This is a genomic window from Microcoleus vaginatus PCC 9802, from assembly GCA_022701275.1.
In the GTDB taxonomy this organism is placed as follows: domain Bacteria; phylum Cyanobacteriota; class Cyanobacteriia; order Cyanobacteriales; family Microcoleaceae; genus Microcoleus; species Microcoleus vaginatus_A.
In genome coordinates, this window is sequence record CP031740.1 from 5,159,633 (window position 1) to 5,174,225 (window position 14,593).

11 protein-coding genes are annotated in these 14,593 nt (G+C 46.4%); 7 read left to right on the forward strand and 4 right to left on the reverse strand.

Features of this window, described 5'->3' with window-relative positions:
* Positions 1-9: 9 nt before the first annotated feature.
* The 4 genes from D0A34_21210 to D0A34_21225 form a co-directional block, all read right to left on the reverse strand.
* Positions 10-1,509: a methyltransferase domain-containing protein gene (locus D0A34_21210; protein UNU21015.1), complete on the reverse strand. Its 1,500-nt coding sequence runs from the start codon at positions 1,507-1,509 to the stop codon at positions 10-12.
* A gap of 15 nt (positions 1,510-1,524) precedes the next feature.
* The gene (locus D0A34_21215; protein ID UNU21016.1) at positions 1,525-2,937 is read right to left on the reverse strand and encodes an ABC transporter ATP-binding protein; all 1,413 of its coding nucleotides are present in this window, start codon (positions 2,935-2,937) and stop codon (positions 1,525-1,527) included.
* 134 nt (positions 2,938-3,071) lie between these two features.
* Entirely contained in the window at positions 3,072-3,923 is an 852-nt protein-coding gene (locus tag D0A34_21220; GenBank protein UNU21017.1) for an ABC transporter permease, read from the reverse strand.
* A 181-nt stretch (positions 3,924-4,104) separates the two neighbouring features.
* Entirely contained in the window at positions 4,105-4,644 is a 540-nt protein-coding gene (locus D0A34_21225) for a hypothetical protein (GenBank protein ID UNU21018.1), read from the reverse strand.
* A 74-nt stretch (positions 4,645-4,718) separates the two neighbouring features.
* On the opposite strand from D0A34_21225, the gene ruvB reads away from it, so the two are divergent.
* The 7 genes from ruvB (at position 4,719) to D0A34_21260 (ending at position 14,521) form a co-directional block, all read left to right on the forward strand.
* Complete coding sequence (ruvB, locus tag D0A34_21230; protein ID UNU21019.1) at positions 4,719-5,807, forward strand: Holliday junction branch migration DNA helicase RuvB; 1,089 nt, start codon at positions 4,719-4,721, stop codon at positions 5,805-5,807.
* A 12-nt stretch (positions 5,808-5,819) separates the two neighbouring features.
* On the forward strand, positions 5,820-6,383 hold the full coding sequence (locus D0A34_21235) for a Uma2 family endonuclease (protein ID UNU21020.1): 564 nt from the start codon (positions 5,820-5,822) through the stop codon (positions 6,381-6,383).
* A 102-nt stretch (positions 6,384-6,485) separates the two neighbouring features.
* Positions 6,486-8,240 (forward strand): DNA repair protein RecN, encoded by a 1,755-nt coding sequence (gene recN / locus D0A34_21240; protein UNU21021.1) that lies wholly within the window; start codon positions 6,486-6,488, stop codon positions 8,238-8,240.
* Positions 8,241-8,476: 236 nt separating this feature from the next.
* A complete protein-coding gene (locus D0A34_21245) occupies positions 8,477-8,725 on the forward strand; it encodes a hypothetical protein (protein UNU21022.1) in 249 nt (82 codons plus the stop codon).
* Between the two features lie 116 nt (positions 8,726-8,841).
* Positions 8,842-12,051 (forward strand): GAF domain-containing protein, encoded by a 3,210-nt coding sequence (locus D0A34_21250; GenBank protein ID UNU21023.1) that lies wholly within the window; start codon positions 8,842-8,844, stop codon positions 12,049-12,051.
* Positions 12,052-12,503: 452 nt separating this feature from the next.
* Positions 12,504-13,052 (forward strand): inorganic pyrophosphatase, encoded by a 549-nt coding sequence (locus D0A34_21255; GenBank protein ID UNU21024.1) that lies wholly within the window; start codon positions 12,504-12,506, stop codon positions 13,050-13,052.
* 158 nt (positions 13,053-13,210) lie between these two features.
* Positions 13,211-14,521 (forward strand): serine/threonine protein kinase, encoded by a 1,311-nt coding sequence (locus D0A34_21260; protein UNU21025.1) that lies wholly within the window; start codon positions 13,211-13,213, stop codon positions 14,519-14,521.
* Positions 14,522-14,593 lie beyond the last annotated feature (72 nt).

Below are 14,593 nucleotides of genomic sequence, written 5' to 3' on the forward strand. Positions count from 1 at the left end.
ATTTACTCGCTATTCTCCCGCTAAGCCCAGGGAGCGCCTGACTTGAAACCACGCGCTTCTGATCTTCCAGAACTTGCTGCTTTCCATTGCTACAACTCGACACTGCGCTTGCTCTAGTTCTTGCTTGAGATTAATTAGTTGATTTTCCGTTTTCTCCAACTCCACTTGCACAGATACTAACTGATTTTGAGTTTGCTCCAATTGCGTTTGAGCTAAAACTAATTCAGTTTGAGTTTCTTCCAACTTCGTTTGAGTAATCATTAACTTACTTTGCTTTTGCTCCCCTTCTATCTTAGCCGAGGCTAACTGAGTCTCGAGTAATTTGAGTTTGGTCTGGGTAGACCCCAACAAAGACTGCGATTGCCTTTGGTTAACCAGCGATTTAACAGTGCAAGTTTCCAGAATCCATTCCAAACCATAGTTATTGATTGCTTTGACTATTAACACATCCTGCAGCGCCACCGTATTTTTTGGTAAATAACACCTCCAACCCGACTGCAAAGCCCCATCATTTTCAAAATATCCAGCCACATCAGGGCGATCGTAAAAAGGCTCGCACGTCTGTACAACCTCGCCGTTTACCAGCACTTGCAGCTCCTTAACTCGACCGTCGAAATTCACATCAGCCACCCATCCTTCCAGATACAAATTCTCTTTATTCGTAAAAGCAGCAACATCAATATATCCTTCCGGATGATGATGTAATTTCAACTCCGAAAAATCTCTAACTAACTCATTTGTTACAACATACAAATCTTGAAACCTGCATATGCCTTTTTGGAGGCGGTGAACAAAAGCTTTGCCTCCGCTAACTTTCTCCACACATTCTCTCACAAACTTTTCAGTTACATAAGTTGTGCCGTATTCCTCCTTATCTAAAGACTGACTTTCACTTTTAGGACTAAACAAAATACCCTTGACCGGCATTTCTGTATTAGCTGCACGCAAACACTCATCGTGAACGCTGAACATCAAAATGCCGTTAGGAGTCAACAAATCGTACAAATTTTGTAACCAACTTGTAAAAGTTCTTTCCGGCATATGGCTGAAAAAAGAATTAGCCAGAATGCAGTCAAACTTTCGGTCAATTAAATAATTTTCTGGTTCTCCAGTTGAGACAATACCGTTGACGCCCAGGTATTCCGTTTGAAACTTAACCGCGTTAGCATAAATATCAGAAACCCAAATTTGTTCCTGCGACATTTCCTGAATCAAAAACCGGGTAAATCGACCGTAACCGCAGGCAAAATCTAGAAAAGAGGGGACATTTTCAAAACTGCCAAAATGCCATTCCACAACTTGTTTAACCGTATCCAAGATGCGACGCCCGAGCGAATAATAGCGCACCAAAGCCCGATCGCGATCGTCTTTAACGTTCTTCAAGCTGAACAAATACATTTCATCGTCTTCGCAGATATTCAGTTTAAAATTTTCGGGAAACTTAGCTTGATCTTGAATAAATGCTTTGATTACCGGATTTTCGACTAAATCTAAATTGATATCGCTCATTGTTTTTACAGAATTTTAGATAACCTCTGTTGACTGCTCTTTCACTGTAGAATCAGCATTAACAACAGTTAAACACGGTTCGATCAGCAAGTCAACGATGCCGTTACCGCAGGACTCTGTACAAGACTGAACTCTAAACATCGCCACATCAACGCAGCGATCCAGATAAGTTAAATCTCCATCAACCGTTCCCACAACCCCAGCATTCAGAAAATAAACCCCGGGATTCAGCAAACATTTAAACTGAAACTTAACTACAATTGTCGTTCCTGCTTCCACATACCTAACTGACTGACTAGAAGCCTTCAAAGAAGCACCCGCCAACTCAAAACCGCTAATCGTTTTAATCAACATTCCAAACCTAACCTTGGAAGTTGACCGCGAGAAAGTGACAGAGTAAGTATAAATATAATCTTGACGGCCTAGCAAGTGATTTACCACATTGCCCTTCAGCGTCTCGATGTGAGGGTTGATAATTTCCGCTCCGCGAGACGGGTACCTTACCGTATTCGACGGTATCATCCCCGGATCGTAAAATTCATCGTAATATTCCTTGGGTTTAGAGAGATGTTGCTCCGGTTTAACTTCCCTCTTTGTGCTTTCTAAATTAGCATCCTGAAGGTGGTCTTGACTTTCCTGTTTTGTCAGTTGGTTCAGAGCTCGAATATCTGACTTCAACCCCAAAACCTGATCCGGATCGGCATAAATCAGCTTTTGATACTTAGAAATTACCACCTTCGGCGTGTGAGCGAGCAGCAATTCACCGCTATCCATTAAAATCGCCGACGTACAAAGTTGCACCACAGAAGTAGCAGCGTGAGAAACAAATAAAATTGTTCCGCCACCTTCCTGAATGCTTTGCAAGCGGGCAAAACACTTGCGTTGAAAAGCTTCGTCGCCCACCGAAAGCGCCTCGTCAACCACCAAAATATCTGGCTCGACGCTAGTCGCAACGGCAAAAGCTAGCCTGACAAACATACCGCTAGAATAAGTTTTGACTGGCTGTTCGATGAAATCCCCAATATCAGCAAAAGCAGCTATATCGTCAAACTTTTCTTCAGTTTGTTTTTGATTGAATCCCAGTAACTGAGCGTTAAAAAACACATTTTGCCGCCCGGTAAATTCCGGGTTAAACCCGCTTCCGAGTTCCAACAAAGCGGAGACTCGCCCTTTAACCTCCACGCTTCCTGCCGTAGGCGTTAGCGTCCCCACAATTATTTGCAGGAGAGTGCTTTTCCCCGAACCGTTGCGACCGACGATTCCCAGAGTTTGTCCTTGAGGAATTTCCAGATTGATGTCGTGTAGGGCCCAAAATTCGTCAGCCAGTTTTTTGCTGGGGTAAATAATTTCCTTTAAGCGGTCTCCTGGATGATCGTACCGCTTAAAGCATTTGGAAACATTTTTTAGTGAAATTACATTTTCTGTCATTGGCGGCAGTCAATCGATTTTAGATTTTAGATTTTAGATTTTAGATTGACTTGAAATCTCAAACATATTTACAGCACAATCGATTTTAGATTTTAGAATTTAGATTTTAGATTGACTGTAGATCTCAAACAAATTTACAGTACGTCAGCAAAAGCGGGACGCAAACGCCGGTAAACCGCCAAACCTCCACAAAATATAGCAGCAGAAATTAGCGTGGCGACACCCCATTCGCCCCAATGCTTAACTTCTCCAAGCAGTATGAGGTCTCGATAAACCTCCGCGATGGCGGCCATTGGATTTAGCCAAAATATCCACGCCCGCCACTCTTGGGGGATTATTGATGCTGGGTAGACGATCGGCGTCAAATAAAACCAAAAATTTAGAATAACACCTAATGTCTGAGGAATGTCTCGCAAAAATACAGTCAAGCCCGCTGTCAAATATCCCAAACCAGCAGTTATCAGCAACTGAGGCACCCACACCAGCGGCAGCAAGCATAAAGTAGCGTTGAGCTTTTGCGACGACACTACTACTATCACAATCAAAGCTGCTAAACCCAGAGAACTTTCAATAAAAGCTGTAAAAATCGGCACTAGCGGCAGCAAACCGAGAGGAAATACCACTTTTTTCACTAAATTCGGCTGCCCCACCACCGATACTCCCGACTTGATCAAACCGCTGGTGAAGGCACTCCAAGGCAACAAACCTGCAAACAGCCAGACTCCAAATGTAATGTCGCTGTTTTCCGGGAAGCCTGCAAGGCTGAGCTTTACCTTGAGGACGATCGAAAATACGTATGTGTAAATCACCAATTGCGATAGCTGATTCAGCAGCGGCCACAAATTGCCCAGAATCGAGCCTTTGTATTGAGCTTCCAAGTCCCGGCGCACCAATGTTGCCAGCAGATTCAGCTTGGCCCACCGCCCGGGCGTACTTGCCTGCCGCCGCCGGCCCAGCCTTCGGGCCTTTTGGGCAACTTCTTTCACAGTTCTCTGCAATTTTTTCGCCCTCGTTCACTACCTTCACACCTAAATCAACTCAAGCTACAATTGTGCAGCTTTTGTTAAACCGCAATTATTCCACAGCCCCGCCGCTTTGATCAAGGATCTGCCACCCTAGCTTCGGCTTCTTCTTTCTTTCTTCTTTCCTCTTCCTTGGGAGGTTATTTTAGCCGCTCGCCGATCGAACTGCCGAACCGATCGCTAGTTTTTGCTCGTCGTCGTAGCCCCACCGCTGGAAAAATTTTTCATACTTGCCGTTGGCACTCTGCAAACTTTCTAGCATTTGCGACGCTAAAGTTTGACAGGCTGGCATTTGCAGGATTTGAATTAAATTGCGCGATCGCTCCTGCACTCTAGCAGAATCGGCCGCCATTTCCTCCTTTTGCTGGCGCGAATGATGCACAACCATTGCCGCCGACATCGCCAAATTTTTCACCAGCAGTTCTGCTACGATCTCAGGAGCCGATCGCAGCGCCTCGACTACTCCGGGTGACGGGTGATCTGCCTCCTGTCGATCATCCGTTAGATAGGTGACAAAAAAACCCCTAGCACCGTTCTGTGTTTTCACCAGAGATGTAACAGCTTGCTGGATGTCGGCTTGTAAAAGTCGATTAGCCTCCATGAACGACAGTAAAGATTGAGTCAGCTCGATCGCCCCCTCAAAAGTTATGCTTTCCGATGCTAATAAAGAAGAGGGAATACTCATAACGAACTCAATAATTTTAAAGATTCTGCTAACAACAATTGTAAACACTTCCCGCTGCCCGATCGCAAATAAATATGGCTATTATCTCCTCCAAACAACAGCCCCCCGACCCAAATCTACCTGAAGACATAGCCCCGGCCCGTCGCAAAAAAGTCGCCAAACCCGAGGCGGAATCGCTGCTAGAATCGCAAGAACTACCCGACGAAATCAACAGCAAACAAGACGACAAAATCCGACCCCAGCGCTTAGCTGAATACATCGGGCAAAAAGACTTGAGAGAAGTTTTGGCGATCGCAATTGCAGCCGCCAAATCTCGCGGCGAACCTATGGATCACCTGTTACTCTACGGGCCTCCAGGGTTAGGAAAAACCACAATGTCGCTAATTTTAGCAGCAGAAATGGAAGTTGAATGCAAAATCACCACCGCCCCAGCTTTAGAAAAACCGCGAGATATTGTCGGATTGCTGATCAACCTCAAAGCAGGCGACGTGCTGTTTATCGACGAAATTCACCGCTTATCTAAAGTTACAGAAGAAATCCTCTATCCGGCAATGGAAGACTGCCGCTTAGATATTACGATCGGTCAAGGCAAAAGCGCCAAAATCCGCAGCATTCCCCTGAAACCATTTACCTTAGTAGGAGCAACCACAAAAGTCGGATCGCTGACATCTCCATTGCGCGATCGCTTCGGCTTAATCCAAAGATTGCGCTACTACGAAATAGACGAACTGAGTCTAATTGTCCAAAGAACCGCCCAAGTTCTCGACACTAAAATCACCCCTGAAGGAGCCATAGAGATTGCCCGCAGAGCTCGCGGAACGCCCCGGATCGCTAACCGTTTGCTGCGGCGAGTTAGAGACTACAGCGAAGTCAAAAACTTAAAGCCAATTGATGCCGAAGTGGCCTCACTAGCCCTGGAATTATTCAACGTCGATCCGCTGGGTTTAGATTGGACAGATCGACGGATTTTGACAGCAATGATTGAGAACTTTAACGGTGGTCCGGTGGGTTTAGAAACTCTCGCAGCTTCGACAGGAGAAGATACTCAAACCATTGAGGATGTATACGAACCGTACTTAATGCAAATCGGATTTTTGCAGCGGACAAGTCGGGGCAGAATGGTAACTCTTGCTGCTAGAAAACATTTGGGTTTTATGGAATAAAAGGAGTAAAAAATGGTACAAATACAAACAAGAACACTAACTTTGTCCGAGTTTTTACAACTTCCCGAAACCGAACCAGCTAGCGAATATGTCAACGGTCAAATCGTCCAAAAACCTATGCCACAAGGAAAACACAGCAAATTACAGGGAAAGCTAGTCACTACAATTAACGAGGTAGTCGAACCGAGAAAAATTGCCCTAGCCTTTCCTGAATTGCGGTGTACTTTTGACGGCAGATCGACCGTGCCAGATGTCACAGTATTTACTTGGGAAAGAATACCAGTTGATGAAAATGGGGATGTTGCTAATGTATTTGAAACTTACCCAGATTGGACAATTGAAATTCTGTCTCCAGGCCAGAGTCAAACTAAAGTAACTGGGAATATTTTACACGGTCTGAAAAACGGCACTCAAATGGGTTGGCTGATCGATCCGATGGTGCGCTCGATCTTAATTTATCCCCCTGGAAAGCAACCAGAAATTTTAGCAAAACCCGAAGAAGTGTTGCCCGTTCCAGATTGGGCAGCAGAATTGCGGCTGACGGTAGGAGATTTGTTTGGGTGGTTGAAACTATAGCCGAAGTCAGTTGCCAGTTGACAGTTGTTACCAATTCCCAATTACTAATTACTAATTACTAATTCCAATTTCCAATTCCAAATTCCAAATTCCAAATTCCCCATGTTAATATCCCTTAGAATAGAAAACTTTGCCTTAATTGACTGCCTGGATCTAGATTTTGGCCCGAGTTTGAACGTATTTACAGGGGAAACCGGCGCCGGCAAATCGATTATTCTAGATGCGATCGATGCAGTTTTGGGCGGGAAAGTCGATCGCCGATCAATTCGCACCGGAGCAGCGCGGGCAATATTGGAAGCTACCTTTGAATTGGACAAAGCCGCAGCTTTGTGGCTGGGCGAGCAAGAAATCGAACCCATAGACGGAAATTTAGCCGTTTGCAGCCGGGAAATTAACGCATCAAGCGGTGCTCTACGCACCAGATCGCGCTTGAACGGAATTCTCGTCAACCGCCAGTTAATGGATCAACTGCGCGATCGGCTGGTCGAAATTACCGCCCAAGGCCAAACCGTCCACCTCGGACAAGAAACCCTCCAGCGAGAATGGCTTGATTTATACGGCGGCAAAAAGCTTACTGAAGCGCGATCGATAATCGCCTCCGCGTGGCTGGGAGCCAACAACGCCAAAACAGCCCTCAAACGCAGGCGTCAGTCGGAACAGCAGCGACTGCAAAGACTTGATTTGTTAGAATACCAAGTCCGAGAACTCGGGGAAGCCCACATCGAAGACGCCGACGAACTCGAACAGCTAGAACAAGAATCAATCCGGCTGGGCCACGTCGTCGAATTGCAGCAGCAGAGTTACCAAGTCCACCAAGCCCTGTACCAAAACGACGGCGACAGCGCATCAGCCGCCGACTTGTTGAGCAAAGCCGAAGTAATTTTAAGCGACATGGCGGTTTACGATGTGCAGTTGCAACCAATCCTAGAAATGGTCAGCGATGCTTTAGCTCAAGCCACAGAAGCCAGCAGGCAAATTAGCAGCTACGGCGAACAATTAGAAGCAGATCCCGAAAGACTCGAAGAAGTAGAAGATCGGATTCGCGAACTCAAACAAATTTGCCGCAAATACGGGCCGCTCAAAGAAGCGATCGCCTACTACCAAAGCATCCAAAACGAACTAAACGAACTTTTAGAAGGAGGCGAGTCAATGGAGGCTTTAGAACTCGCATATCAGAACGCTTTAGAGCAATTAAAAGACGCTTGCAGCCACCTCACCACCCTGCGACGCGAAGCAGCCCTCAAACTAGAAACGCACCTCGTAGGAGAACTTAAGCCATTAGCAATGGAAAAAGTGCAATTTCAAGTCGAGATCTCCCCTTGTACCCCAACCGCTACCGGTGCCGACCAAATCGCCTTTTGTTTCAGCCCCAATCCGGGCGAACCTTTGCAACCTCTGGGCGCGATCGCCTCCGGGGGAGAAATGAGCCGCTTTCTACTCGCCATCAAAGCCTGTTTTTCCCAAATAGAAAGTGCTGGTACGCTGATTTTTGACGAAATCGACGCCGGAGTCTCCGGGAGAGTCGCCGGGGCGATCGCCAAAAAACTCTACCAACTTTCCGACAAACACCAAGTTCTCTGCGTCACCCACCAGCCGCTGATCGCCGCGATGGCTGATTTTCATTTTCGCGTCAACAAACAGACGATCGAAGCAGAACCAAGTATCGACGAACCCGCAGCCCACTCCGAACCAATGGAACGCACAGTAGTCAGAGTTGCCGCCCTCAACAGTGAGCAGCGGCGCGAAGAACTGGCCCAACTCGCCAGCGGCCGCTCAGCAACAGAAGCCATCGCCTTCGCCGAATCCCTGCTTGTCGAAGCCGCCGGATTGCGCCAAACTCAGTCTGCCAAACCCTAAGCAGACCCTCAAGCCGATCGTGGGGTCAAAAGGCGGAGTTTTTCCGATCCGGAGGTTACACTAAAAATGGCAACCGCAAGTTTTACAAAAAAAGCTGAAAGCCCCGTGAGTTTAGTTACGGGATGAAAGCTAAGAGCAGCAAAATTGAGAGAAATTCTAGTTAAAAACCACAATTGTGTAGAGAAGGGCACACATCACTAGCAACTGGTGGTGTCACAATTGCCGATAGTCCTACAATGCCATCCCTCTTTCAGCAGTGCTCCCAGCAGTACGCATTCATGTTCATGCAGGCGATCGGCTCAAAGATCGGCAGAACTTACTTAAACCAGGCACACACAATGTCAAAATCAGTTAATAAACCATTTAAACAGGATTTGCATTCTATAACAAGAGTGCAGCAATGCCACAGCAGCGTTACCGTCGCACCAGCAGTTCACCAGCAACCCCAACTGGATTACCCTTTGCCTGTGGCCGGAGTTCTGTAAACTGGGAAATACTTTCACACATAATTGAGTTTTGTGCGACAGGTAACTCACTAATGAACTTGCCCGCTCTCCTAGCTTAGAGACTAACCCTTACGCTTAAGATTCTGTAAAGGTCTATGAAATCTGCATCTCCCAATCTGCCAGCTATGGAAAACAACATGACAGTGACAGTAGAGGCCACTGTTGTCAGTGAAAAGGATGATTTTACTGGTGTCACTGAAAAACATCAGGAACAATATTCTCAGGATGCTTCTAGCAGTAGCGCCCTTGCCAAAAGTCCAGGATTATCCGGTGTTCTCGATCTCCTAAATAAAGAAAGCTTTACAGAAGTAGTTAAGGAAGTAGAAGAGAAACTTAAGGTTGTCAATCAAACCCTGGGAATGCTGGACAATATTCTTGACAGCCAGGGATTTGACGCCATCCTTAACGAAATGTTGCAGTCGATTACCCTGAAAACCGGGGAATTGCTGAATGCCGATCGCAGCACGATATTTTTATTAGACGAAGAAAAGAATGAACTTTGGGCGATCGTCGCTAAAGACGAAAATGGCAAAAATTTAGAGATCCGAGTTCCGGCCCATGTGGGCATTGCCGGAGAAGTAGCCACGGAAAAAAAAGTGGTGAACATTCCTTATGATTTTTATAACGACCCCCGCTCGGCTAACGCCAAAAAAGTTGAGGAAAGAACAGGATATCGCACTTATACAATGCTGGCGATGCCCCTGCTCAACGAAGAAACAGGAGAGTTAGTAGCAGTAGTTCAACTGATTAATAAACTCAAACCCAACCACGAACATTATGGTACTTTAGAATCACAGATTGACAAGGCAGGATTTACTCAAGAAGACGAACAAGTTTTTCGAGAATTTGCCCCGTCGATTCGCCTAATTCTAGAGTCTTCTAAATCTTTCTACGCAGCAACTCAAAGACAACGGGCCGCGACAGCGCTGATGAACGCCGTCAATGCTCTTTCTCAGAGCGGTTTAGACTTAGAAGATACCCTAAAAAGGGTGATGGATCAGGCCCAAGAACTCATGAACGCCGATCGCAGCACCCTGTGGCTGATCGATGAAGAGAAAGACGAACTGTGGACGAAAATCCCGTTCGCCGGCAGCCTGAAAGAACTTCGCATACCCAGAACAGCAGGTTTTGCAGGCATCGTCGCCGAATCCGGCGAACCGCTGTTGATTCCCTTTGACGTGTACGATGATCCTCGCGCTGAAATGGCCAAAGAAGTGGATCCAAAAACTGGCTACCGTACTTGCAGTATGCTCTGTATGCCAGTCTTTAATGCAGATCACAAATTGATCGCAGTTACTCAATTAATGAACAAAAAAAAACAAGGAGAATTTCCCCCCTACAACCCCGAAAACTGGCCACAAGCCCCCGAACAATGGAAAGCGAGTTTCAATCGCAGCGACATGGAATTTATGAAGGCGTTTAATATCCAAGCAGGAGTCGCCCTGCAAAACGCCAAACTATTTGCAGAAGTCAAACAGCAAGAACAAAGACAAAAAGATATGCTACACGCCCTGACTAACGGCGTGATTTCTACAGATAAAAAAGGCCATATAGTAGCGACCAATCCCAGTGCCACAAAATTACTGGGTGTCAGCGATGCCGAATTAGCCGAAGGTCAATCTTTGCGCGAGTTAATTAAGTTAGAAAAAGGCGATTTTGCCAAGTGGTTTGATGCGTCTTTGTCTCCAGAAGACGATAAGGATCGCCAGCAGTATTACCCCGATCAAGTTTTGCTATCCTGTGTAGGGAAACCGCAGAGTATCAATCTCTCGATAAATTCTATGACGGATGCGATCGACCCCAGCAAGGTCAACGGCGCGTTAGTCGTCATGGAAGATATTAGCGAGGCCAAGCAAGTCAAGAACTTGATGTACCGTTACATGACGCCTGAAGTAGCCGAAGCTTTGTTAGCTTCAGGGGATATTGGATTGGGCGGTAAGCGCAAAAACGTTTCGGTGCTGTTCTCAGACATTCGCAGCTATACCACACTTACGGAAAAATTGCAAGCCGAAGAAGTGGTAGTGATGCTCAACAAATATTTTGAAGTGATGGTAGATGTCGTATTCGAGTACGGAGGGACTCTCGACAAATACATCGGCGACGCTCTGATGGCAGTTTTTGGCTCTCCAGCGCCCCTAGACGATCATGCTTGGTGCGCCATGCAAACGGCAGTGAAAATGCGGGAAAAACTGGCAGAGTTCAATCAAGAGCGTATGGCAAATGGCGAACTGCCGATCGGTATCGGTATGGGCGTGCATTCCGATGAAGTTGTCAGCGGCAACATCGGCAGTAGCAAACGCATGGAATTGACTTCGATCGGAGACGGCGTAAACCTCGCCTCTCGCTTAGAAGGCGCTAGCAAGCAGTACGGCACCGACTTGATCATCAGCGACAATACTTACAGAGATTATGCCGATCGGCTCTACGTGCGAGAACTCGACTTTATTACTGTCAAGGGCAAAAGCGAACCCGTAATCGTTTACGAACTCGTCGGCATCCGCGAGGGATACTCGCCAGTGGGCAAGTCACTAACCGAAACACAGCAAAAAATTGTAGAACATTACACCAAGGGGCGCGAACATTACAAAACTCCAGTCAGCCAAAGACTCTCAGAAAGTGAGGTGAAAAACATCTTAAAGGATGTCGCCGAAATGCCGGAGGCAGAGATTAAGAAACTGTCCTACAATCTAGAGCAACAGTTGGAACACGAACTAAGGAAGCTGTTATATCAACTGAAAAAGCTGTCAGAGTACGATCCGAAAAACCTGTCAGAAGCCGACAAACTCATCGTACTGTTGCAGACAGAAATCCAACTGCTGAAATTGGAAGGAATGAAAAACCTCTCGGAAGACGAAGCCAAAATGCTGCTGCAAGCAAAAATCAAGCGGCTATCAGCAGACGATATTAAATACTTGCAAGAAGGCGAAGTCAAAAAACTCTTGGAAGCAGACATCTTAGAACCATCAAATCCCCAAATCAAGAGGCTGAAACCCGCAGAGATCAGGCAGCTATTGCAGGCGAAAATTAAAAGTCGGGCCTGCGAGACAGTTGCAGAAATGTTAGATGAGGAATTTGAAAACCTGGGACTCGATCGGGTGAAAAAACTGCTGAGCGAGTTTAAGAAAGCCTTAGAACCAAAAGCCAAGCAAGCCTTTACAGACGCTGAACGCGAATTTGACGCCGTTCTGAAAGTTGACCCGAAAAACAAGGCAGCTAAATTGCACGTCGATCGCTGTATGTTATTTCAGCATGCGTTTTCAGATGTACTCAACTGGGATGGTGTGTGGAATCTCACAGAAAAATAGCAGTAGCCCACAGCAAATCCTCGCGGTGGCGCCAGGGTTCCGGGTGGGGCAATCGCGATCGGGGGTGCGCCTCCCACCCCACCACCTATTAACCTGAATATCCTATTGAGGTAATTGTAAATAAGCTCCAACAGGTATTATGGTTATATAACCGGATTTGAATTTGCAAGCGAGATGCCGGGGTTTCGCCCTACGTGTTTCCTTCGCACTACCTACGGCAACAAACTTAGCACTTCTATTATTTGAAGCGCTTAAAAATAGTTATGACTGGTGGCAGCGTTACCCGGTTTCTGAGAAAAATCTTGGAGAAAGGCGACGAAACATCCGCTCAAAAACCGGGTTTCTCACCCCGCCCGCGTAAGTCTTAATAGCGTTACCGGCTCCTAAAAAGAGCTTCGTTCGCAGATAGTCAATGTTCTAGTCTTAGATATAGAAAACCACTAGCGTCAATTATGAATAATTGGAATTCGCAATCGGGAGATGTTGAGTGGGTAGATCAGGTTTACCAACTATTGCTGGAGATTGCTCGCAGCTCCCTGTCAGATATCCCCAGAATCCCGGAAAACATCACTGTTAAGGCTATCCCTCTGATCCAGAAGGTACAAAGCATTCAACAAAGACCTGACGGGCAAGTGTTCAAATCCGGTTCCTTTTCAGTAAACGATCACGAATGGGTCGATCGAGTCTGTCAACTATTGGTAGAACTAACCAGCGCCTCTTTGTCCGAACAGCCCAAAATGCCGGAAAACCTTGCAGGCAGATCTTTAGCCCTCGCTGATCGAGCACAAAAAATTAAAGAAGATATCGAAGAAAATGGAGCCGGAACCCCAGCAGATGAAGAGGACAATTCCTTACAGTCTCCAGACGCGCTGCTTTCCCTCTTGCACCACAGTTTGAAAACTCAGCGCGCCAAAAGCTACAACCCCGATGCCCCCGAATGGCAGCAAGTCTTGAGCCTGCTCGACGTAGTGCAGTCAATTTACAAGCAAATCCAAAATTAAATTCAAGCTTAACTCAGGGGCGTCTTTATTGTGCGAGATCGCTGGCTCTTAAAGGCGGTTGCTCTGTAACAGAAATTTTTTTGCTGTAGCCCGAACATTTCCGATTATTGCACTTTTGTCAACTACACTAGGTTTAATCGGTTCTAGGGCAAGAGAACATGAGCGGACAAAACATCGGTGATTTGTCAAAAGAAATATTAGCCGATCGCTATCAGTGCGATCGGCGGCTCGGCAAGCAAGCAGGAAGGCAAACCTTACTCGCCCGCGACTTAAAAACCCAACAGCAAGTAGTAGTCAAACTCCTCTCATTCAGCAGCGACTTTAACTGGGAAGACTTAAAACTGTTTGAGCGAGAAGTCGAAACCTTAAAATCCCTATCCCATGTCGCAATTCCCCGATATCTAGACTCCTTTGAAATCGACACCCCCAACCGCAAAGGATTCGCCCTAGTTCAGAGTTACATCGAAGCCAAATCCCTACAAGAATATCTTTCAGACGGCCGCACCTTCAGCGAAAGCGAAGTCAAACAATTAGCCACAGCATTATTAGACATCCTCGCCTACCTGCACCAGCGACAGCCCCCGGTGATTCACCGCGACATTAAACCCAGCAATATTTTACTCAAGAATCGATCGGGTAACAGCGTCGGCGAAGTCTACCTAGTCGATTTCGGTGCAGTTCAAACTCTAGCAACCCAACAAGGGAAAACAGTCACCGTTGTCGGAACTTATGGCTATATGCCGCCCGAACAATTTGGCGGGAGGGCGGTTCCCGCTTCCGACTTGTACAGCTTGGGAGCAACATTAATCGCTTTAATTACCAAGCAGCATCCTGCAGACTTGCCACAGAAAGATTTGCAGCTCGAATTCGAGCAATTCACCCAACTGACTCCCGGTTTTACCAATTGGCTAAAGTGGATGACGCATCCCAGTTTAGATCGCCGTCCCGCTTCAGTGCAAATAGCAAAAGAAGTTATAGAAAAACCACAGCAAATACATAAATATTCCCTGCCCTTGAGACAGGGAAAAACGGTGGATACCTTCAGCTTGTTCGGGAATGCGATCGGGCGCAGCACTTGGATGGTAACTCTAAGTGTAGGAGCTTGTGCACCAATTTACAGCACCTTTATTATTCCGGTACAGGGGACAATTATCGAAGCATTATTCATCGGTATTTTTCTCGGCTTGCTGCTGGGGTTGGGGAACGGAATAATCGTAGGGATTGTGACGCGCTTGTGGTTTTTTCCCCTAACTAATCCCAAACTTCACCGACAGGTCTTAACTGTAATTAGTATCGTCCTCTGTACCTCGACAAGTATCGTCTTCTTTCGGATAATGGATTTGAATACGCTAAAGGATTTGAGTGGTGAGATTTTCATGGTGCTTGCACACTCGCTAATTGCAGGACTGTCAATGGGGGCAAGTAGCAAGTCCATTGCCCGGTGGTATCAAAAAGAAAGTGGACTGTAATCTAAAATTTAGAGAGCGCTGGACTCACTCCGAGCAAATAAACCGGGTTTTTTGGGGAATGTTGGGGTTGCA